General features: G+C 73.0%; 17 protein-coding genes and 1 pseudogene. 12 read left to right on the forward strand and 6 right to left on the reverse strand.

The genetic code is table 11. From position 1 onward, the window contains the following. Positions 1–77 precede the first annotated feature (77 nt). A complete protein-coding gene (locus IF02_RS0122410; protein ID WP_030159631.1) occupies positions 78–2,276 on the forward strand; it encodes a DEAD/DEAH box helicase in 2,199 nt (732 codons plus the stop codon). A gap of 192 nt (positions 2,277–2,468) precedes the next feature. Here IF02_RS0122410 and IF02_RS0122415 read toward each other — a convergent pair whose 3' ends face one another. After that, complete coding sequence (locus tag IF02_RS0122415; protein ID WP_030159633.1) at positions 2,469–3,464, reverse strand: SMP-30/gluconolactonase/LRE family protein; 996 nt, start codon at positions 3,462–3,464, stop codon at positions 2,469–2,471. Positions 3,465–3,543: 79 nt separating this feature from the next. Between IF02_RS0122415 and IF02_RS0122420 the strand changes: the two genes are divergently transcribed. The 4 genes from IF02_RS0122420 (at position 3,544) to IF02_RS0122435 (ending at position 7,263) form a co-directional block, all read left to right on the forward strand. After that, a complete protein-coding gene (locus IF02_RS0122420) occupies positions 3,544–3,981 on the forward strand; it encodes a MarR family winged helix-turn-helix transcriptional regulator (RefSeq protein WP_037836894.1) in 438 nt (145 codons plus the stop codon). A 114-nt stretch (positions 3,982–4,095) separates the two neighbouring features. After that, a complete protein-coding gene (locus IF02_RS0122425; protein ID WP_051696446.1) occupies positions 4,096–5,199 on the forward strand; it encodes an alpha/beta hydrolase in 1,104 nt (367 codons plus the stop codon). Positions 5,200–5,398: 199 nt separating this feature from the next. Further along, positions 5,399–6,469 (forward strand): alpha/beta hydrolase, encoded by a 1,071-nt coding sequence (locus tag IF02_RS0122430; RefSeq protein WP_234318300.1) that lies wholly within the window; start codon positions 5,399–5,401, stop codon positions 6,467–6,469. Beyond that, complete coding sequence (locus IF02_RS0122435) at positions 6,466–7,263, forward strand: trypsin-like serine peptidase (protein ID WP_030159640.1); 798 nt, start codon at positions 6,466–6,468, stop codon at positions 7,261–7,263. Before IF02_RS0122430 ends, IF02_RS0122435 begins: the two co-directional genes overlap by 4 nt. 34 nt (positions 7,264–7,297) lie before the next feature. Here IF02_RS0122435 and IF02_RS0122440 read toward each other — a convergent pair whose 3' ends face one another. The 3 genes from IF02_RS0122440 to IF02_RS0122450 form a co-directional block, all read right to left on the reverse strand. After that, positions 7,298–8,236 carry an EamA family transporter gene (locus IF02_RS0122440; RefSeq protein ID WP_030159642.1) on the reverse strand — a complete coding sequence of 313 codons (939 nt, stop codon included), beginning with the start codon at positions 8,234–8,236 and terminating at the stop codon, positions 7,298–7,300. Positions 8,237–8,287: 51 nt separating this feature from the next. Beyond that, positions 8,288–9,097, reverse strand: coding sequence for an isocitrate lyase/PEP mutase family protein (locus IF02_RS0122445; protein WP_030159644.1), 810 nt, complete (start codon positions 9,095–9,097; stop codon positions 8,288–8,290). A gap of 110 nt (positions 9,098–9,207) precedes the next feature. Next, positions 9,208–10,317 (reverse strand): threonine synthase, encoded by a 1,110-nt coding sequence (locus IF02_RS0122450; RefSeq protein ID WP_030159646.1) that lies wholly within the window; start codon positions 10,315–10,317, stop codon positions 9,208–9,210. Between the two features lie 195 nt (positions 10,318–10,512). Between IF02_RS0122450 and IF02_RS0122455 the strand changes: the two genes are divergently transcribed. The 7 genes from IF02_RS0122455 to IF02_RS0122485 all read left to right on the forward strand — a co-directional run bounded on the left by IF02_RS0122455 (position 10,513) and on the right by IF02_RS0122485 (position 18,804). Beyond that, positions 10,513–12,096, forward strand: coding sequence for a S8 family peptidase (locus IF02_RS0122455; protein WP_030159648.1), 1,584 nt, complete (start codon positions 10,513–10,515; stop codon positions 12,094–12,096). 177 nt (positions 12,097–12,273) lie between these two features. Continuing rightward, positions 12,274–13,422 carry a DUF4190 domain-containing protein gene (locus tag IF02_RS35955; RefSeq protein ID WP_051696447.1) on the forward strand — a complete coding sequence of 383 codons (1,149 nt, stop codon included), beginning with the start codon at positions 12,274–12,276 and terminating at the stop codon, positions 13,420–13,422. A 149-nt stretch (positions 13,423–13,571) separates the two neighbouring features. Next, positions 13,572–14,324 (forward strand): GntR family transcriptional regulator, encoded by a 753-nt coding sequence (locus IF02_RS0122465; protein ID WP_030159652.1) that lies wholly within the window; start codon positions 13,572–13,574, stop codon positions 14,322–14,324. Between the two features lie 415 nt (positions 14,325–14,739). Beyond that, complete coding sequence (locus IF02_RS0122470; protein WP_030159654.1) at positions 14,740–14,925, forward strand: SPOR domain-containing protein; 186 nt, start codon at positions 14,740–14,742, stop codon at positions 14,923–14,925. Positions 14,926–14,955: 30 nt separating this feature from the next. Then, complete coding sequence (locus IF02_RS0122475) at positions 14,956–15,441, forward strand: (deoxy)nucleoside triphosphate pyrophosphohydrolase (RefSeq protein WP_051696448.1); 486 nt, start codon at positions 14,956–14,958, stop codon at positions 15,439–15,441. Positions 15,442–15,604: 163 nt separating this feature from the next. After that, positions 15,605–16,033: an ATP-binding protein gene (locus IF02_RS0122480; protein ID WP_030159659.1), complete on the forward strand. Its 429-nt coding sequence runs from the start codon at positions 15,605–15,607 to the stop codon at positions 16,031–16,033. 158 nt (positions 16,034–16,191) lie between these two features. Beyond that, complete coding sequence (locus tag IF02_RS0122485) at positions 16,192–18,804, forward strand: SpoIIE family protein phosphatase (RefSeq protein WP_420708193.1); 2,613 nt, start codon at positions 16,192–16,194, stop codon at positions 18,802–18,804. A gap of 105 nt (positions 18,805–18,909) precedes the next feature. On the opposite strand, the gene IF02_RS0122490 is transcribed toward IF02_RS0122485, so the two are convergent. Both IF02_RS0122490 and IF02_RS35640 read right to left on the reverse strand, forming a co-directional pair. Beyond that, positions 18,910–19,515, reverse strand: a complete 606-nt coding sequence (locus tag IF02_RS0122490; protein WP_030159663.1) for a PspA/IM30 family protein — start codon at positions 19,513–19,515, stop codon at positions 18,910–18,912. 138 nt (positions 19,516–19,653) lie between these two features. Continuing rightward, positions 19,654–19,754 (reverse strand): annotated as a pseudogene (locus IF02_RS35640) (PspA/IM30 family protein); the annotation flags it as partial.

A 19,754-nucleotide genomic window follows, 5' to 3' on the forward strand; every position in this document is an offset into this window, starting at 1 on the left:
CGGCGGTAGGTTGCCTGCAGCCGGTCGCGCAGCGGGCCGTCACCCGGCGCGGTCGGGAGCAGTCGGGGGTGAGGGGCATGCGGCGCAGGGCGGCGGCCGAGGTGATCGGTGCGGGCGAACGGCTGCACGCGGCCGCCGGCGCGCTGCTGGCCGACCACCGGCGGGCCGTCGAGGCCGTACGGGAGGCCTGGGCCCCGATCCACGCCGACCTGGCCCGCTCCGAGCTGCGCCGGATCCCCGCCGACCGGCTGGCCCACGTCACCGAGGGGCGGCTGCGGGCGGGCGCCGTGGCCGCCATCGAGGCGGCCGGGTTCGACACCGTGCAGCGGGTACTGGACGCCGGGCGCCACCGGCTCCGGCAGATCCCCGGGGTCGGGCAGCAGACCGCCGACCAGGCACTCGGCGCCGCGCGGCAGCTCGCCGAAGCCGTCGGGGAGACCGTCGCCGTGCACCTCGACGTGGACCGGCCCGAGCCCCGGACCACCGCCCTGGTCGCCGCCCTGCACCCGCTCGTCGAGGCCGGACCCGACGCCCGCCGGGCCGTCGAGGCGGCCACGGCCCTGGACGCCGGGCTCGGACCGCTGCTCGCCGACGCCGGACCCGCCGCCGGCCGGCTGCGGAGGTGGCTCGCGGGCCGGGAGCGGCGCGAGCGGGCGCTCGCCGCCCTCGCCGAGATCGGCCGGCGGACCGGGCGGGCCGCCGCCGACGGGGTGCCCGTCCTGCTCGGGCAGGCCTCGGTCGACCTGCTGCGCGGCCCCGCCGGCGAGGCGGCCGCCTGGGTCGACTTCGAGCTGCGCTCCGCCGAGTACTACGGCCTGCTCGCGGAGGTCACCGAGCGGCCCGGCGGCGGCGCCGACCCGGCCGCCGCCCAGGGGTTCCTGCCCGAGGCGCTGGCCGAACGCGTCCTGGCCCAGCCCCTCGACGGCACGCACCGCCGGGTCTCGCTGCGCGGGTACCAGGCCTTCGGCGCCCGCTTCGCGCTCGCCCAGCGGCGGGTGATCCTCGGCGACGAGATGGGACTGGGCAAGACGATCCAGGCACTCGCCGCCCTCGCGCACCTCGCGGCGCAGGGGCACCGGCGTTTCCTGGTGGTCTGCCCGGCCGGCGTCCTGATCAACTGGACCCGCGAGATCGAGGCGCGCAGCACCCTGCGCGCGGTCGCCCTGCACGGCCCCGACCGGCACGACGCCTTCGCGGACTGGCAAGGGGAGGGCGGGGTGGCCGTGACGACCTTCCAGGCACTGACCGGATTCCCCGAACAGGCCGCGGGCGGGCTGGGCATGCTCGTCGTGGACGAGGCGCACCACGTCAAGAACCCGCAGGCGCAGCGCTCGCTCGCGGTCGCCGCCTGGGCCGGGCGCTGTGGGTACGTCCTCTTCCTCACCGGCACCCCGATGGAGAACCGGGTTTCGGAGTTCCGCAGTCTCGTACGGATCCTGCGGCCCGAGGTGGCCTCGGGGATCGGCGACGTCGACACGGTGGCCGGGTCCAAGGCGTTCCGCAAGGCGGTGGCTCCCGCGTACCTGCGGCGCAACCAGCGCGACGTACTCGCCGAACTGCCCGAGCTCCAGTGGACCGACGAGTGGGAGGAGCTGAGCGCGGCCGACCGGGAGGCCTACCGGTCGGCGGTGCGGGCCGGCAATTTCATGGCGATGCGCAGGGCCGCGTACGCGGAGCCGGAGAAATCGGCGAAGCTGCGGCGGCTGCGCGAGCTGGTGGCGGACGCCGCGGCCAACGGGCTGAAGGTCGTGGTGTTCTCCGCCTTCCGCGAGGTGCTGGGGGCGGTCGAGGACGCGCTCGGCCGGCCGCCGCACGCGGGCGGCGGCAGCGGTGGCGGTGGCGTCCTCTTCGGTCCGATCTCCGGGAGCGTGCCGCCCGCCCGCCGCCAGCGCCTGGTCGACGGGTTCGCGGCGGCGGCCGGGCACGCGGTGCTGCTCGCGCAGATCGAGGCGGGCGGCATCGGGATCAACCTCCAGGCGGCGTCGGTGGTGATCCTCTGCGAGCCGCAGGTCAAGCCGACCACGGAGCAGCAGGCCGTGGCCCGCGCGCACCGGATGGGCCAGGTGCGCGCGGTACGGGTGCACCGGCTGCTCGCCACCGACGGGGTGGACCAGCGGATGCTGGAGGTGCTGGACCGCAAGGCGCGGCTCTTCGACGCGTACGCCCGGCGCAGCGTGGTGGCGGAGTCGGCGCCCGAGGCGGTCGACGTCTCGGACGCCTCACTGGCCCGCCGCATCGTCGAGGAGGAACAGGCCCGCCTGGGCGCCGCCCGCTGACGTCGCCGACCCCGGAGCGACCAACCGCCGGACGGAGTCCGGCGCAGCGGCGCGAAGCCGGTGAGGCCCGCCAGGGCCGAGGCGCGCGAGCGGCGCGTCAAGAAGGCGGGCCCGCCAGGGCCGAGGCGCGCGAGCGGCGCGTCAAGAAGGCGGGCCCGCCAGGGCCGAGGCGCGCGAGCGGCGCGTCAAGAATCAGAGTCCGCGGACCGAGGCGATCGTGAAGGCCGTCGGCGTGCCCGGGCCCATCGGGCCGCCCTTGTCGAACTGGGAGCGGACCACCAGCGTGCGGCCCGGGGTGTGGCTCAGCGTGGTCGGGATCTGCAGCGACGGGTCCGTGATCGTCCGGGTCAGCCGGGCCCGGGTGCCGTCGGGGCTGACGTGCCACCGGGTCAGGGTGTTCGTGGTGTTGTGGGCCACCCGCAGGGTGCCGTCGGGCGCCAGGTCGAGGCCGTCGGCGTGGGTGAGGTCCCCGCCCTGGAGGGCGACGCGGGAGATCGCGCCGGTGCGCAGGTCGATGCGGTGGAGGTCGCCCGCGGTCATGTCCACGGCCAGCAGGAAGCGGCCCGCCGGGTCCGAGACGATCCCGTTGAGGGCGAAGCTGCCCGCCGGGGACGGGGTGAGGTGCCCGTTCAGGTCGTAGGCGGGGAGCAGCGCGCCCGAACCGGCCGCGAGCTGGGCCGGGGTGACCCGGTAGATCACCGAGCGCACGCTGTCGGTCAGGTAGGCGGTGCCGTCCGGGGTGATGGTCAGGTCGTTGACGAAGAGCCCGCCGGCCCCGGCGACCTCGAAGTGGGCCAGGCGGCGGCCGGACGCGGTGTCGTAGACGGCGACGCCGGAGGTGGAGTCGGTCACCCACAGGCGGCCGCGGGCGTCGACGCGCAGGCCGTTCGCCGTGTGGCGGCCGTCGGTGCCGGCGGGCAGGAACACCTCGGCGGTGCGCTGCCCGGGGCGGGCCCGGTAGACGGTGCCGTCGGCGTACGAGCCCACGTACACGGTGTGGTTGCGGGGGTCGGTGGCTATGCCCTCGGGATAGACCTTCCCGCCGGGGAGGGTGAAGGCGGTGGAAACGCGGCTGTCGGAGACCGCGGCGGCCGGGGCGGCCTGCGAGGCGTGCGCCGCCGGGATCGCGCCCAGCGTGAGGGCCGTGGTCAGGGTCAGGAGGGTCGCGGGCAGGAGCTTCTTCAGCACAGCAGGTGTCCTCTTCCGTGTGGGTGAACACGAAGATATGTTAGAGCTCTAATGCATGCAAGGGCCTTAGGATGCAGCAATGACCTCCATGCCTCCCGAGGAGCGCATCGGCTCGCACGTCAAGCGCGCCGAACAGGCGCTTCTCGCGGCCAAGAACGCCGCGCTCAAGCCCGCCGGAGTAACGGTTCCGCAGTACGCCGCGCTGCTCTGGCTCTCCGAGAAGCCGGGGATCTCGGCCGCCGCGCTGGCCCGCCTGTGCGGGGTGACGCCGCCGACGATGAACACCGTGCTGAAGAACCTCCAGGAGCGCGCGCTCATCGAGCGGACCCCGCACGAATGGCACCGCAACGTGCTCGAAACCCGGCTGACGGAAGAGGGGCGGGCCGCGATGGAGCTCGCCGACGCCGGCGCCGTACGGGTGGAGCGGGCGCTCGCCGCCGCCTTCTCGGCGGAGGAGCGGGAGCAGTTGATCAGCCTGCTCGGGCGGTGCGCGGAGGTACTCGACGCCCAGCGGTGAGTCCCCGTACGTCAAGCGCAAGACGCAAGACATCAGACATCAGAACCAAGGCGACACCCAGCTGTTCCGTCCCCGCCGCGACCAGGACAGCGATGACCGTTCGGAGCGAAGTCCGTGCACCAGCCCCCGCCCGCCAGACGCCCTCGCCGCGCGATATGGATATCCGCCGCCGCGGCCTTCGCGCTCCTGCTCGGCGGCGCCGGCTTCGCCGCCTGGAAGCTCGAATGGCTCTCCGGCAACGGTGGGTCCGTGAGCTTCGGCAAGGCCCCCGCCACCGATGCCTCCGCCTCCGCCGCCCCCGACGCGGGCAAGGCCTCCCCGGGCGCGCCGTCGCCGTCCGCCACGCCCAGCGGCGATCCGGACGTACTGCTGCCGACCGGCCCGAGGTCCGACTTCAAGCAGACCGCCAAGCTGGACGACGGCACGGTCATCGCGAAGGCCCGCCTCGCGGGCGCGAAGTCCGGCTTCGAGGGTGACGTCTGGGTCTGGACGCCCAAGGAGTACGGCGAGGCGAAGTACGAGAAGAGCGCCTTCCCGGTGCTCATCGCCCTTCCCGGCGGCAACGGCTTCCCGAGCAACTACTGGTCCGACCGCAGCCTCGGACTCCAGAAGGCCATCAGCGAGGGCGTCCAGGCCGGCACCAGCCTCCCGTTCATCGTGATCATGCCGGTGCTCAACCCGGACGCCAAGTACTACTACGACGGCGCCGACATCCCCGGCCAGCCCAAGATGGGCACCTGGATCGCCGAGGACGTCCCGGCCTTCACCAAGGCCAACTTCCGTACGTACAAGTCCCGCGACGGCTGGGCCTTCATGGGCTCATCCTCCGGCGCGTTCGTCGGCATGAAGACCGTCCTCCAGTACCCGGAGCGCTTCAAGGCCGTGATCGCCAGCGGCGGCGAGATCGTTCCCGACTCCCCGCTCTGGAAGGGCCACCAGGCGGAGATGGACGCGAACAACCCCGAGAAGCTCGCGAAGAAGCTGATCGACGGCAACGGCCCCGAGGTCTACATCAACTTCCAGATCGGCACCAAGGAGTCGGGGAGGGAGCGGATGACCAGGTTCCAGCAGTCGTTCGGCAAGGGCCCCGTCAAGATGACCATCCGCGACATCCAGAACGGCGAGCACAACGGCTGGCACTACGTCCGGGGCATGAAGGAAGGCTCCCTGGAGTGGATCAGCAAGGTGCTCAAGGCCCCGCAGCCCGCCACCGGCTGACCGGCCCGTACGCACGGCGCGCCCGGACCGGCGTGGGACGCACCACGTCCCGCCGGTCCCAGGCAACCCATCCGATCGTTGACACCTCTGTAAGGGGTGAAGGGGGACCGATCGGTCCGACCCGCGCTCTTCGGGAGCGCCGGAGAAGGAACGGGACAAATCCGTGCAGCATGACCAGCTACAGGGTGACGGCGACCTCATGACCGAGGAAGGCCCGCAGACCACGGGCCGCCGCCGCCCCAAGCGCTCGCGCAGGCTCGTGATCAGCGGGGCGCTGGCGCTCACACTCGCCGCCGGGGGCGGCGCCGCAGCGTACAAGTACGGGCTCTTCTCGGACATAGGGGATCCGGTCTCCTTCGGGAAGGTCCAGGAGTCGGCCGCCGCGGCCGAGGAGATCCGGCCGGGGGTGATCATGCCGACCGGACCGAAGGCCGACTTCGTCCGGACGTACCGGCTGCCCGACGGCACGCAGATCGGCCGGACGACCCTGACCGGCGCGAAGTCCGGGTTCACCGGCGACGTGTGGGTCTGGGTCCCGAAGCAGTACGACGACCCGAAGTACGCCAAGAGCGCCTTCCCGGTCCTGATCTCCCTGCCCGGAGGGCGCGGCTATCCCACGAACTACTGGGGCACGGGCCCCGGCCTCGGCCTCCAGAAGGCCGTGAGCGACGGGGCGAAGGCGGGTACGAGCCTGCCCTTCATCCTGATCATGCCGGTGCACAACGCGGACACCAAGCACCACTTCGACGCCTCCGACATCCCCGGCGAGCCCAAGATGGGCACCTGGATGGCCGAGGACATCCCGGATTTCACGAGGGCCAATTTCCGGACCTTCGCCTCCCGGGACGGCTGGGCCTTCATGGGCTCCTCCGCGGGCGGTTTCGGCGCGTTCAAGCACGTCCTGAAGTACCCCGACCGCTTCAAGGCGGCCATCGCGAGCGGGGTCGACATCGTCCCCGATTCCCCGCTGTGGAAGGGGAACACGCAGGCCATGGACGAGAACAACCCCGAGAAGCTCGCCGAGAAGCTGATCAAGGAGGGTGGTCCGGACGTCTACGTCAACTTCCAGATCGGCACCAAGGAGACGGGCCGCGAGAAGGCCGAGAAGTTCATGAAGGAGTACGGGAAGGGCCCCGTGCACACCACGCTCCAGGTGATCCAGGATGGTGAGCACAATGGGAAGTCGTACGTCCGCGGTATGAGGGAGGGTGCTCTGGAGTGGATCAGCAAGGTCATGCTGGCACCGACCCCCGATCCCGGCGTGCGATGAAGGCAGTCGTCCGTGGCGCCTCCGCGGCTGCCGTCGCCACCGTGGCGGCGGCCCTGGCCGTCGGCTTCGTCAAGGCGACGGACGAGGACCTGAACGCCGTGCACGCCTTCCCCGGCGTCGGCGTGCTCATGGCGAACGGCGAGCACTGGTGCACGGCGAGCGTCGTCGACAGCCCGAAGGGCACGGTCGTCGCCACCGCCGCGCACTGCGTGGCCCCGGCGGGCGAGGACGGCGAGCCCGGAGCGGTCGCGCACGACGGCATGGCCATCGGCGCGCTTTCCTTCGCCCCCGCCTTCACCGGGGAGGGCGGGGGCCGCCAGCCCCTCGGGGTGTGGAAGGTCCGCGCGGTCCACGTGGACGAGCGTTGGACCAAATGGGGCGAGGACACCGCCGATTTCGCCTTCCTCAGCATCGAGCCGGACGAGGACGGCCGTACGGTGCAGCAGGCGGTCGGCGGCGCCGACGAAGCCCCGAAGCCCGACTGGACCTCCGGGTACGAGCGCGAGGTCACGGTCGTCGGCTATCCGGAGTCGGACCGCAACCCGCAGAACAAGCCGGTCTCCTGCACCACCCAGACCAGCCACGACCAGCAGGACCCCGCGATGCTGTACATCGGCTGCGCGGGCTTCTGGTCGGGCACCAGCGGAAGCCCCTGGATCGCCGACCGCGGCGGTCCGGGGAACCCGGGGCGGCTGATCGGGGTGCTGAGCGGCGGGGAGACGGACGTGGACTCCACGGCCGCGCTGTTCGACGAGAAGGCGAAAGCGCTGTACGAGCGGGCCGTGCGGGACTGAGGTCCGCCCCGGGGCGTGTCGTGGGCGGCGCCGGTCACTGCCTGCGCTCGGTGCTGACGATCACGCACACCGCCACCACGACGATCCCGCCGCCGACCAGGATCGGCACGGTCAGGGCCTCGTCGAGGATCAGCGCCCCCAGCGCGACGGCGACGACCGGATTGACGTACGCGTACGTGGCCACCAGCGACAGCGGCGCCGCCTGGAGCAGCCACACGTACGCCGTGAAGGCGATCAGCGAGCCGAAGACGACGAGGTAGCCCAGCGCCAGCCAGGACGCGGTGGAGTACGCGGCCCGGTCCAGCGAGCGGTGCTCGCCGCGCAGCAGGGCGACGACGATCCCGCCGGCCCCGCCCGCGAGCATCTGGTACGCGCTGCCGGTGAACGGGTTGTCCGGCAGCGACAGCTTCGACGCGGAGAACGAGCCCAGCGACCACAGCACGGACGCCACGACCACCAGCACCACCCCGGAGAGCCGCACGTCGCCGCCGATGCCCGGACTGGTCAGCACCGCGAGCCCGGCGAAGCCCAGCAGCACGCCGCCGAGGGTGCGCGGCGGCGGCCGGTCGCCGGTGGCGGTCCGCAGCACCACCAGCCACATCGGCACGGCGGCGATCAGCAGCGCGGCCAGGCCGGACGGCAGCGAGGTCTCGGCGAGGACGACGAGGCCGTTGCCGCCCAGCACCAGCAGCAGGCCCACCACGACCGCCGAGCCGGCCTGCGTACGGGTGGCCCGGAGCGCGCCCGGCCCGTGCCGCCAGGCGACGAGGCCGAGCAGCAGCAGGCCGGCCGTGATGAAACGGGCTCCGGCCGAGAGGAACGGCGGCATGGTCCGGACGACCACCCGGATGGCCAGGTACGTGGAACCCCAGACGACGTAGACGAGGGCCAGCGCGGTCCAGACGCCCGCGCCGACCCCGCGGGGCGCGGATCGCGGCGCCGGCCCGCTCCCGGCGGTCTCCGAGGTGCGCATGACGGGATCCTAGGTTCGTTGCCGCGTACAGGCATCCTCGATGCAGAGGCCTCAGCCCTTGAGCAGGGCGTTCAGCTCGCCGTAGGGGAGGCCCGGGTCGAGCGCGGTGTACGTGCCGCCCGCGAGCAGCTCCTCGGCGGCGCGGCGGACCACGTCGTACGCGGCCGACGCGACCCCGGAGCCGAGGCTGACGCGGGCGACGCCGAGGGCGCCGAGCTCGGCGACGGCGGGGGCGCCCGGGCCGGCGAGGAGGTTGAGCGGCGCGTCGATGCCCTTGACCAGCTCGGTGACGGTGGCCGGGTCGGTGACGCCGGGGACGAAGATGCCGGAGGCGCCCGCGCGCAGGCAGGCGGCGGCGCGGGCGAGCGTCTCGTCGAGGCGGTTCTCCTCCTCGCCGAGACCGAAGAGGAACGTGTCGATGCGGGCGTTGATGAACAGCGGCACCCCGGCGGCCTCGGCGGCGGCGCGGGCCGCGGCCACCCGCTCCGCGTGGTCGGCGGGGGCCCGCGTGCCGTCCTCGATGTTGATGCCGACCGCACCGGCCTCGAGCACCCCGGTGACGGTCTCGGCGACCCCGGCGGGGTCGGCGCCGAAGCCGCCCTCGATGTCGGCGGTCACCGGGACGGAAACGGCCGCGGCCACCCGGGCGATGAGGTCGAGGGCGCGGTCCCGGCTCAGGGCGTCCCCGTCGGGCGTGCCGAGGGACCAGGCGACCCCGGCGCTGGTGGTGGCGACGGCGGGGGCGCCGGCGGCCTCGACGAGGCGGGCGCTCAGTACGTCCCAGGCGTTGGCCAGGGCCAGCGGTGCGGCGGGGGTGTGCAGGGCGGTGAAACGGCGGGCGAGGTCAACGGTGGTGGTCATCGGCCCAGTTCATCAGAGCGTGCGGGGCTTCGGCTGGCGATTTTCCGACACGTACCCGAGGGGCGAGGCAGCCGTGGCCGCCGCGGCGGCCACCGTGGCCGCGGCCGCGGTTACGCCAGGCCGGCCTTCAGGCCCGCTCCGCACAGGGGGAGGACCGCCGTGCGGCCCTGGAGGGGGTCGGCGGGGGCCAGGGGGCCCACCGCGGCCCAGCAGGCCGCCGCCGTCGGTTCCACGAAGAGCCCGCGCCGCGCCAGGTCCCGCTGGGCCGCGCGCAGGGCCGTGTCCGGGACCGTCAGGAAGGTGCCGCCGGACTTGCGGACCGCCGCCAGGATCTGCCGGGCCCGCGGCGGGGCCGGGATCGCGATCCCCTCGGCCAGGGTGGGCCGCTGTTCCACCGGATCGGCGTCCTCCGCGCCCGCCGCGAAGGCCGCGGCCAGCGGGGACACCGCCTCCGCCTGGACCGCGACCAGCGCCGGCGGCTTGACCCCGCGCCGGGCCAGTTCCTCCACTGCCAGCGCGGCCCCCAGCAGCAGGGTGCCGTTGCCGACGGGGACGACGAGGGTCTCGGGGAGCCGGCCGCCGAGCTCCTCCCACACCTCGTACACGTACGTCTTCGTCCCGTGCAGGAAGTACGGGTTGAAGACGTGGCTCGCGTAGAAGACCCCGGGGAGGTCGGCGGCCTCCCGGGCCGCCACCGCCGTGGCCTCCCGGCCGCCCGGCACGACGCGGACCGCCGCCCCGTGCGCACGGATCTGCTCGGTCTTCTTCTCCGAGGTGCCCTCGGGCACGAAAACTTCACATCGCAGTCCGGCCCGCGCGCAGTACGCCGCCACGGCCGTCCCCGCGTTCCCGCTGCTGTCCGCGACCACCCGCTCCGGAGCCAGCCGCCGGGCCACTTCCGCGAGCATCACCGCGCCCCGGTCCTTGAACGACAGGGTCGGCATCAGGAAGTCGAGCTTGGCGTGAATGCGCTCCGCGAGCGGGACCAGCGGGGTGTTCCCCTCCGACAGCGTCACCGAGAAAGCCCCCGGCAGCGGCAGCACGGAGCCGAACCGCCAGAGCGAGTTGGGTCCGCCGGCCGGTTCGAGCGGGCTGGCCGGATCCGGTGCGAAGTCGAGATCCCACGGTCCACCGCACAACGGGCAGCACCAGGGGGCCGTCCGGGCGTCGGCGCGCGTGGCGTCTTCGGGGCAGACGTAACCGGGGAGTGCGTGCGTCATGTGCGGAACGCCTTTGCTCGTTCATGGCCGTTGTATGGCACGGATGTTAAGCGTTCGTCATCCTCTTGTGGGACTGCCTGAGCGTGCGTCAACCTTTCGGCAGCGGCAGCCGGCAGCACATGGATGTCATTGTCATGGGCATGCCCAGCACCCGGATGTCCGCTCTCCATGCCACCGACGAGAAGGACCCCCCACATGTCCGCGATGCGTCACACCCGCCGGAAAATCGCCGGCCTCAGCGCGACCGCCGTCGCCGCCCTCGCACTGGGCGCCGCCGCCGCGTTACCCGCCTCCGCCGCCGACAACGGGCCCCAGGGCGTCATCGAGAACGCCGGCGCCCCCGGCGCGGTCGCCGAGAGCTACATCGTGACCCTGAAGGACTCGGCCGCCCGTTCCACCGCCGACAGCGGCAAGGCCGTCGCCCGCCGCTACGGCGCGACGATCGGCCGCACGTACAGCGCCGCCCTCAACGGCTACTCCGTCAAGGTCTCCGAGGCGCAGGCCAAGAAGCTCGCAGCCGACCCGGCGGTCAAGTCCGTCGTGCAGAACCGGACGTTCACCGTCGACGACGCCCAGGGCACCCAGCCCAGCCCGCCGTCCTGGGGCCTGGACCGCATCGACCAGCACCCGCTCCCGCTCGACAACAGCTACACCTACCCGGACAAGGCCGGTGAGGGCGTCACCGCGTACATCATCGACACCGGCGTCCGCATCAGCCACACCGAGTTCGGCGGGCGCGCCTCCTACGGCTACGACGCCATCGACAACGACAACACCGCCCAGGACGGCCACGGCCACGGCACGCACGTCGCCGGCACCGTCGCGGGCAACTCGTACGGCGTGGCCAAGAAGGCCAAGATCGTCGGCGTCCGCGTCCTCGACAACAACGGCTCCGGCACGACGGAGCAGGTCGTCGCCGGCATCGACTGGGTCACCCAGCACGCCGTCAAGCCGGCCGTGGCCAACATGTCGCTCGGCGGCGGCGCCGACCCCGCGCTCGACACCGCCGTCCGCAACTCCATAGCCGCCGGCATCACGTACGCCGTCGCCGCGGGCAACGAGTCCACGGACGCGAGCACCAAGTCCCCGGCGCGCGTCGCCGAGGCCATCACGGTCGGCGCGACCACCAACACCGACGCCAAGGCGAGCTACTCCAACTACGGCTCCATCCTGGACATCTTCGCCCCGGGCTCCTCCATCACCTCCTCGTGGGGCACCGGCGACACCGCCACCAACACCATCTCGGGCACCTCGATGGCCACGCCGCACGTCGTGGGCGCGGCGGCGCTGTACCTCTCGCAGAACCCGGCGAGCACCCCGGCGCAGGTCTCCGCGGCCCTGGTGGCGGCAGCCACCCCGAACGTGGTGACCGGTCCCGGCTCCGGCTCCCCGAACCGCCTGCTGTACGTGGGCGGCGGCACCACCCCGCCGAACCCGGGCAAGCGCTTCGAGAACACCGCCGACTACGCGGTCAACGACAACGCGACCGTCGAGTCGCCGGTCACCGTCAGCGGGGTCCCGGGCAACGCCCCGGCGGCGCTGAGCGTCTCGGTCGACATCAAGCACACGTACATCGGTGACCTGAAGGTCGACCTGGTCGCCCCGGACGGATCGGTCTACAACCTGCACAACCGCAGCGGCGGCAGCGCGGACAACATCGTCAAGACGTACACCGTCAACGCCTCTTCGGAGGTCGCCAACGGGGTGTGGAAGCTCCGCGTGAACGACAACGCGAACGTCGACACCGGCAAGATCGACTCCTGGGCGCTCCAGTTCTGACGGGCCCCTGAGGGGCTCGTGACGGGCTCCTGACGGGCTCCTGGCGGACTTCCGAGGCACTTCTGACGCACCTCTCACGCACGCGAACCGCGGGGGCGACCGTTACGGCGGTCGCCCCCGCTGCGTAGTATTTCGCGCATTCGTTCGTGCGCCCCTCGTGATGGAGCCCCCCGCCCCGTGAGCACCCCGCCGCCGCCCCACTGGCCCCCTCCGCCCGCGCGGCAGGCGTACGGGGAGCCGGCACTCAACGGCTTCGCGCTCGCGTCGTTGCTGGTCGGGCTGTTGTGCCTGCCGCCGCTCGGCGTCGTGTTCGGGATCGTGGCGCTGGTCCAGATCGCCCGGAAGGGGGAGCGGGGCAAGGCGCTGGCGATCACGGGCCTGGTGGTGTCGCTCGCGATGACCGCGGCCCTGGCCCTCGTCACGGACCGGGTGGGGGAGCGGCTCTTCGACCGGCTGGACACGCTGGAGCAGTACCAGGACGTCGAGGGCGAGTTGACCGCCATGGACGACATGCGCGCGGGCGACTGCTTCAACGTCCCCGGCGGGGACCTGCTCGCCGAGCGCCCGTTCATCTACAAGATCGCCTGCACCCAGCCGCACGAGGGGGAGGTCACCTCCTCGACCCGGCTCCCGGGCGGAGCCTTCCCCGGCGACCCCGAGCTGAGGCGGACTTCCGTGGACGCCTGCTGGAAGGCGCAGGACGCGTACGCGATGGACTCGTGGGCGCTGCCCTCGTACGCGGAGATGTTCTACTTCGTGCCCTCGCGCGAGTCGTGGAGCGGCGGCGACCGGCGGTTGCTCTGCGTCATCGGCACCACGGAGCAGGAGCACCGCGGCAGCCTGCGCAAGGACGCCACGATGCTGACGCCGGAGCAGGTGGCCTTCCTGCGCGTGATGAACGAGGCCGACGTGGCGCTGGGCGGCGAGCCGGAGGAGGAGATCGACGAGGCGCTGCCGCGGTACCGGGAGTGGGCCGCCGCGGTGGACCGGGCGCTGGGCGTGGAGGCGGGGCTGCTGGACGGGGTGCGGGAGCGGCCGGAGCTGGGCGGCCCGGCAGGGGCGCAGCTCAAGGAGGTCGAGGCGGCGCGCGCGGGGTGGCAGCGGGCGGCGCGGGCGACGAAGCCGGCGGAGTTCCAGGCCGCGTGGGACGAGGCCTCGGCCGCGCTGTCCGTGGACACGGAGAAGGCGCTGCGCGGGGCGTACGGGCTGGCGACGACGGTGCCGGAGTGGCTGGCGGGGCAGTCGGACGGCTCGGACGGCGACCCGGAGGATTCGGACGGCGGCTCGGCGGGCGACTCGGAGGGGGCGTCCGCGTCCGCGGTCTGAGGAGCGTCGAGAATAGCGCGCCGTAACGCGCGGTAACTGGTTTCAGTGACCTGGCTTCATCACTTCGGGTGAAACTCTGGCCCTTGCTTGCGATGTACAACCGTCGGTTGCCAGGGTGTAGCTGTCTGTCAAGCTGATGGGAGTGGCCAGTGACTTTCGGTGAGCAGCCGGCCTATCTGCGCGTCGCCGGGGATCTGCGACGGAAGATCGTCGATGGGTCCCTGCCCCCGCATGCCCGGCTCCCCTCGCAAGCCCGGATCCGCGAGGAGTACGGGGTCTCCGACACGGTGGCGCTGGAGGCGCGCAAGGTCCTGATGGCGGAGGGGCTGGTCGAGGGCCGTTCCGGGTCGGGTACGTACGTACGCGAGCAGCCCGTGCCGAGACGGGTCGCCCGCTCGGGATACCGCACGGGCGGGGCGTCGACGCCGTTCCGGCAGGAGCAGGCCGAGGCGGGCGCGCGCGGCACCTGGGAGTCCAGCAGCGAGCAGACGGCCGCGCCGGCGGAGATCGCCGAGCGGCTGGGCATCGAGCCGGGCGAGCGGGTGATGCGGACGCGGTACGTGTTCCGCGACGCGGGCGAGGCGATGATGCTGTCGACCTCCTGGGAGCCGCTCGCGGTCACCGGCCGGACCCCGGTGATGCTGCCGGAGGAGGGGCCGCTCGGCGGCTCGGGGGTCGTGGACCGGATGGCCGCCATCGACGTCGTCGTGGACAACGTGGTCGAGGAGGTCGGGGCGCGGCCGGGCCTGGCGGAGGAGAACATGCTGCTGGGCGGGGTCCCGGGCCATGTGGTCCTGGTGATCGGCCGGACGTACTTCGCGTCCGGGCTGGCGGTCGAGACCGCCGACGTGGTGGTCCCGGCGGACCGCTACCGCCTCTCGTACCACCTGCCGGTCCGGTAGCCGGCGCATCGCCGTGAGCGGCGTTCCCCGGGTGTCGTGACCCCCGGGGTCCGCCGTCGCGTGACGGGGCGTCATGGACCCGGCGGATTTCGGCGCGATGGTGATCGCCCCCGGCGCGCCGGTCCTCGGCTTCTCCCCGCCGTGCGCCCTCTGCGCCGCGGCCCGCCCCCGGTTCCGCACCGCCCTCGCGGCCGGACTCGCCCTCGCCCCGTGCCTGTTGACCGTGCGATTCGCCGCGCGGTGCGCCGGGTTTGAACCGGCGTACACGGCCCGCTCGTACGCATGGCCGGATGCGTACGCCTGCGAGGTACCTCTTCGTAAAAAACCGTATCCGCTCCGTAAAGGTCGGGCGTAAGGTCGGGCATATGCGCAATGCGGTTTCCCGGGCAGGTACATCGGCGGAGGGTGAAACGCGATGAACGACAGCGGTGCCCTGCTCCCATGGCTGGTCATACGGCAGGACGACAACGGCAACCGCTACCGGGTGGGCCGCTACCCCACCCGGTCCGAGGCCCAGAAGGTCGTCGACAGCCTCGAAGACAGGGGCCACAAGCAGCTGTACTGGGTCGAGCGGATCGGTCAGACCGCCACGACGAACTGAGCGTCCGTACGTTGACATAGGCTCCGCCCCATGACGGTACGAGTGGTCGTGGGCGGAGCCCTTTGTCACGAGGGCCGCCTGCTGGCCGCCCGCCGCAGCGCACCCCCCGAGCTGGCCGGGCGGTGGGAGCTGCCCGGCGGCAAGGCCGAGCCCGGCGAGTCCGTCCCCGAGGCGCTCGTACGCGAACTGCGCGAGGAGCTCGGCGTGGAGACCGAGGCGCTGGAGCGGATCCCGGGGGAGTGGCCGCTCAGGCCCGGGCTCGTCCTGCACGTGTGGACCGCGCGGCTGCTGTCCGGCGAGCCCGCGCCGCTGGAGGACCACGACGAGCTGCGCTGGCTCGGGCCGCAGGAGCTGGACTCCGTGGACTGGCTCGACCAGGACCGGCCGGCCGTCGCGGAGGCCGGCCGCCGGCTGCGCGCCGAGCGGGCCGAGTCGGCCGCACGCGGCGAGCGTGATGGGCGCGATGGGCGCGCCGGGGGCCACGAACGGCACACCAGGTCGCACGGGGGCGCGTGACGCGCGTGCGCTGGGCCGTCTGCGCCACAGTGCGCCGGTGCGTGAGGGATCGGGTGGTACGACGCCTCGAATATCGGGTATGTGGCTATTAGTCCCTATCGTGAAATGCCCCTCGTGGCTCTGTCCCTGCGGAATCGGACTGGGGCCGTTGCCGGCCCGGGAAGTGATCGGCGTGATCGACACAGACGGTGAATGCGCCGAGTGGGCCTTCCCCGCAGAGCCCGGCGCCGTCCGAACCGCCCGCCACGCCGTACGCGGCACGCTCAGCTCCTGGGGCCTCGACTCCGTCGGCGATGTCACCGTCCTGCTGGTCAGCGAGTTGGTCACCAATTCACTGCGGTACGCCTCCGGCCCCATCGGGGTCCGGCTGGTGCGGCAGAATCCGGCCAGCGGAAGTCCCGCGGGGGGCGCCGCGCTGTTGGTGGAGGTATCCGATCCGCTTCCGGATCCGCCCCGCGAACGGGTCGCGACGCCGGACGACGAGGGCGGCAGGGGGCTTCATCTGGTCTCCGTCTCGGCGCAGCGCTGGGGAACCCGGCACGGGAAATCGGGCAAGACCGTGTGGTTCGAGTTGGCACTTCCTGGTGAGTAACAAGGTGACGGATGGCCGACGATCACAGGGCATGGCTCGAAATAGTCGGGACCTTTTTGTGATCGTGAACGCCGTGCCGTGCGGGGCCGTGGTGCTGAATACTTCGGTCATGGCCGGTCCGGTTGCGGTGAGCTGGAGGGGACGGTCGCGTGAGCGAGATACCTGCGCAGGCACATCAGGCCCGTGTGCCCGGGGAGACATGGCACGACTCCCTGTGGCACAGCAGCCCGCCTGGCTCGATATATGACTACATAAAGGTCGCGTCCTTTTCCATCGGACCCGACGGGCTCATCGACCAGTGGAGCCTGCGCGCCGAGGAGCTGTTCGGTCTGACCGCCGCGCAGGCCGTGGGCCGGGACCCGGTGGACGCCTTCATGCCGCCGGAGCTGCGCGCCGACGGCCACCGCCGAATGGCCGAGATCCTCGACGGCAAGGAATGGACCGGCCTCGTCCCCTTCCGCATTCCCGGCGGGGGCGGCGCGCACGGCGTGGCCGAGATCTACGTGATGCCCACCCAGACCGAGACCGCCGAGCGGGCCGCGCTGTGCGTCGTCGTCGACGTACGCGCGCTGCGCCGCATCGAATCCGATCTTGCCGCTTCGCAGGCCATATTCGGCCAATCTCCTTTCGGTTTCCTGCTCTTCGGCACGGACCTCACCGTGCAGCGCGCCAACCGCCGTTTCGCGACCGTTTTCGGCGGCGCGGTCGAGGAACACCGCGGCCGCACCGTCCACGACTACCTCCCGCCGCAGGAGGCCGACCGGATGACCGAGGCCCTGCGGCGGGTCCTGGAGACCGGCGACTCCGTCACCGACCTCCGGATCACCGGCGCCGCCCCCGGCAGCCGGGACCACCGCCACTGGTCCATCAACCTCTACCGCGTCCACGGCGGCACCGGCCGCCCCGTCGGCGTCGCGGGCCTGGGCACCGATGTCACCCGCCGTCACCTCGCAGCCCGCGAGGCCGCGGGGGTCCGGCGCAATCTCGCCCTGCTCAACGAGGCCGGGCACCGCATCGGGAACTCCCTCGACCTGGAGACCACCGCCCGCGAACTGCTGGACGTGACCGTCCCGGGCTTCTGCGACCTCGCCGCCGTCGACCTCTACCAGGGGCTGCTGCTCGGCGACGACGACCGGCCCGCCCGGCCGCACGGGCCCGGCGTACCCCCGCTGCCGCACGGGCGGGGGCCCGAACGGGCGCCCTCCCCGCCGCTGCGCAGGGTCGCCTTCGCCTCGGCCGTCTCGGACGCTCCGCTGTCGGACACGGGCGCACCGGTCGCCGTGGGGGAGGTCCACCGCTATCCGGCGGCCTCGCCGGGGGCGCTGGCCCTGCGGACCGCGCGGCCCCGGCTGATCGAGGGCGGCGGAGCGGAGGACCTCGTCCAGTCGACGCTCGTCGTCCCGATGGTCGCCCACGACACCGTGGTCGGGCTCGCCCAGTTCTCCCGTACGAAGGGCAGCGAGCCCTTCGGGGAACGGGACCGGGCGGTGGCCGTGGAGCTCGCCGCCCGCGCCGCCGTCTGCATCGACAACGCCCGCCTGTACCGGCGCGAGCACGAGCGGGCTCTGATACTCCAGCGCAGCCTGCTGCCGCCCGGCGACCCCGAGGCGGCCGGCCTCGACATCGCCTGCCGGTACCTGCCCGGCAACGCGGCCACCGAGGTCGGCGGGGACTGGTTCGACGTCATCGAGCTGCCCGGGCACCGCACCGCGCTGGTCGTCGGCGACGTCATGGGCCGCGGGCTGCGGGCCGCCGTCGCGATGGGTGAACTGCGCACCGCGGTACGGACGCTGGCGCTGCTGGACCTGGAGCCGGCGGAGGTGCTGACCGCGCTGGACGAGATCGCCCGCGGGCTCGGCGCGCCCGGCGGCGCCCAGCAGGCCTCCCGGGCGGCCCTGCACTCGCGGGACGCGGACCGCTCGGAGGTGTACCTCGCGACCTGCGTGTACGCCGTCTACGACCCGGTGACCCGGCGCTGCACCATCGCCAACGCCGGCCACATGCCGCCGGTGCTGGTGGAACCGGCGGAACCGGGCGCCCCGCCGCGGCCCGCCCTGCTGCTGGAGGTGCCGCCCGGGATGCCGCTCGGGGTGGGCGGGGAGCCGTTCGAGGAGGTGGAGGTCGACCTCCCCGAGGGCGCCCTGCTGGCCCTGTACACGGACGGGCTGGTCGAATCGCGCGACCACCCGCTGGAAGAGGGGCTGCGCGGGCTGCGGGACGCGCTCGCCGACCCGGTGCGGCCGCTGGAGGACGTCTGCGACCACGTGCTGAACACGCTGGACACGCGGCACGGCGAGGACGACATCGCCCTGCTGATGGCACGGGTGCAGGGGCTGCCGATGGACGCCGTCGGCGACTGGCAGCTGCCGCGCGAGGCCCGCTCGGTGGGCCGGGCGCGGGAGCTGGCGCGGGCGAAGCTGCCCTCGTGGGGTCTGGAGGGGCTGCTGGACACCACCGAACTGCTGGTCAGCGAGCTGGTGACGAACGCCCTCCGGTACGGCGAGGGCGAGATCCGGCTGCGGCTGCTGCTCGACCGCACGCTGGTCTGCGAGGTCTGGGACGGCAACCTGGTGCAGCCGCGCCGCCGTCGCGCCCGGGACACCGACGAGGGCGGGCGGGGCCTCCAGCTGGTCGGCATGCTGTCGGCGGGCTGGGGCACGCGGCGGACCCACCGGGGCAAGACGGTGTGGTTCGAGCTGCCGTTGCCCGGCGGCGGGTCGGAGCCCGTGACGGAACTGTCCGCGGAGCAGCTGCTGAGCATGTACGGCTGACCCCGGGCGGGCGGGTCCGACGGGCGGGTCCGACAGGCGGGTCCGACAGGCGGGTCCGACGGGCGGGTCCGCTGCGCGGGGAGTCGGCCCCGCGCAGCGGGAACGTCAGGCGGCCCGGGACTTCAGCGCCGCCAGGCGGGCCTCGATCTCCGAGGACTTGTCGAGGTCGTCCAGGGCCTCGAACTGGGCATCCAGGGAGGAGGCCGCCAGTTCCTGCCGGCCCAAGGCCCTGGCCTCCTCCCGGCGGACCTTGTCCTCGAAGCGGGAGATGTCGCTCGTCGGGTCCATCACGTCGATGTTCTTCACCGTGTCCATCATCGTGTTCTGCGCCTGCGCGGTCTTCGCCCGCGCCACCAGCTCGTCGCGCTTCGCCGTCAGCTCCGTCAGCTTGTTCTTCATCGAATCCAGCCCGGACTTGAGCTTGTCCACGACCTCCGTCTGCGCGGCGATCGTCGGCTCCGCCGTCTTCGCCTCCTTCTCCGACTGGAGCTGGCGGCCCAGGGCGACCTTCGCGAGGTTGTCGAACTTGTCGGCGCTGTCGGCGTCTCCCGCCGCCCCCGAAGCCCGCAGCTCGTCCGCCTTCCGGCTCGCCGCGAGCGCCTTGCCGCCCCACTCCGCGGCCGCCTCCACGTCCTCCACGTGGTCCGGCAGCGCGTTGATGTTGGCCTTCGCGAGCTGGGTGACGCGGCCGAGGATGGTCTGCTTGCTCATCGGTGCCCTTTCATGGAGTGGGGGGATCCGGAAGATCGGGGAGATCGGGGAGATCGGGTCAGAAACGGCCGCCGCCGCCCATGCGGCCGCGGGTGCCCCCGCCGCCGAACGAGCCGGGACCCGGCCCCCCGCCGCCGAAGCCGCCGCCCCCGAAGCCCGCAGCTCGTCCGCCTTCCGGCTCGCCGCGAGCGCCTTGCCGCCCCACTCCGCGGCCGCCTCCACGTCCTCCACGTGGTCCG

The organism is Streptomyces sp. NRRL S-244 (genome assembly GCF_000717915.1).
Taxonomy (GTDB): Bacteria; Actinomycetota; Actinomycetes; order Streptomycetales; family Streptomycetaceae; genus Streptomyces.

Bases quoted from the DNA above. Each gene is read 5' to 3' on its own strand.
- IF02_RS0122455 (WP_030159648.1), top strand. From the start codon at position 10,513: ATGTCCGCGATGCGTCACACCCGCCGGAAAATCGCCGGCCTCAGCGCG.
- IF02_RS0122420 (WP_037836894.1), top strand. From the start codon at position 3,544: ATGACCTCCATGCCTCCCGAGGAGCGCATCGGCTCGCACGTCAAGCGC.
- IF02_RS0122440 (WP_030159642.1), bottom strand. From the start codon at position 8,236: ATGCGCACCTCGGAGACCGCCGGGAGCGGGCCGGCGCCGCGATCCGCG.
- IF02_RS0122435 (WP_030159640.1), top strand. From the start codon at position 6,466: ATGAAGGCAGTCGTCCGTGGCGCCTCCGCGGCTGCCGTCGCCACCGTG.
- IF02_RS0122475 (WP_051696448.1), top strand. From the start codon at position 14,956: ATGACGGTACGAGTGGTCGTGGGCGGAGCCCTTTGTCACGAGGGCCGC.
- IF02_RS0122430 (WP_234318300.1), top strand. From the start codon at position 5,399: ATGACCGAGGAAGGCCCGCAGACCACGGGCCGCCGCCGCCCCAAGCGC.
- IF02_RS0122445 (WP_030159644.1), bottom strand. From the start codon at position 9,097: ATGACCACCACCGTTGACCTCGCCCGCCGTTTCACCGCCCTGCACACC.
- IF02_RS0122450 (WP_030159646.1), bottom strand. From the start codon at position 10,317: ATGACGCACGCACTCCCCGGTTACGTCTGCCCCGAAGACGCCACGCGC.
- IF02_RS0122410 (WP_030159631.1), top strand. From the start codon at position 78: ATGCGGCGCAGGGCGGCGGCCGAGGTGATCGGTGCGGGCGAACGGCTG.
- IF02_RS0122470 (WP_030159654.1), top strand. From the start codon at position 14,740: ATGAACGACAGCGGTGCCCTGCTCCCATGGCTGGTCATACGGCAGGAC.
- IF02_RS0122490 (WP_030159663.1), bottom strand. From the start codon at position 19,515: ATGAGCAAGCAGACCATCCTCGGCCGCGTCACCCAGCTCGCGAAGGCC.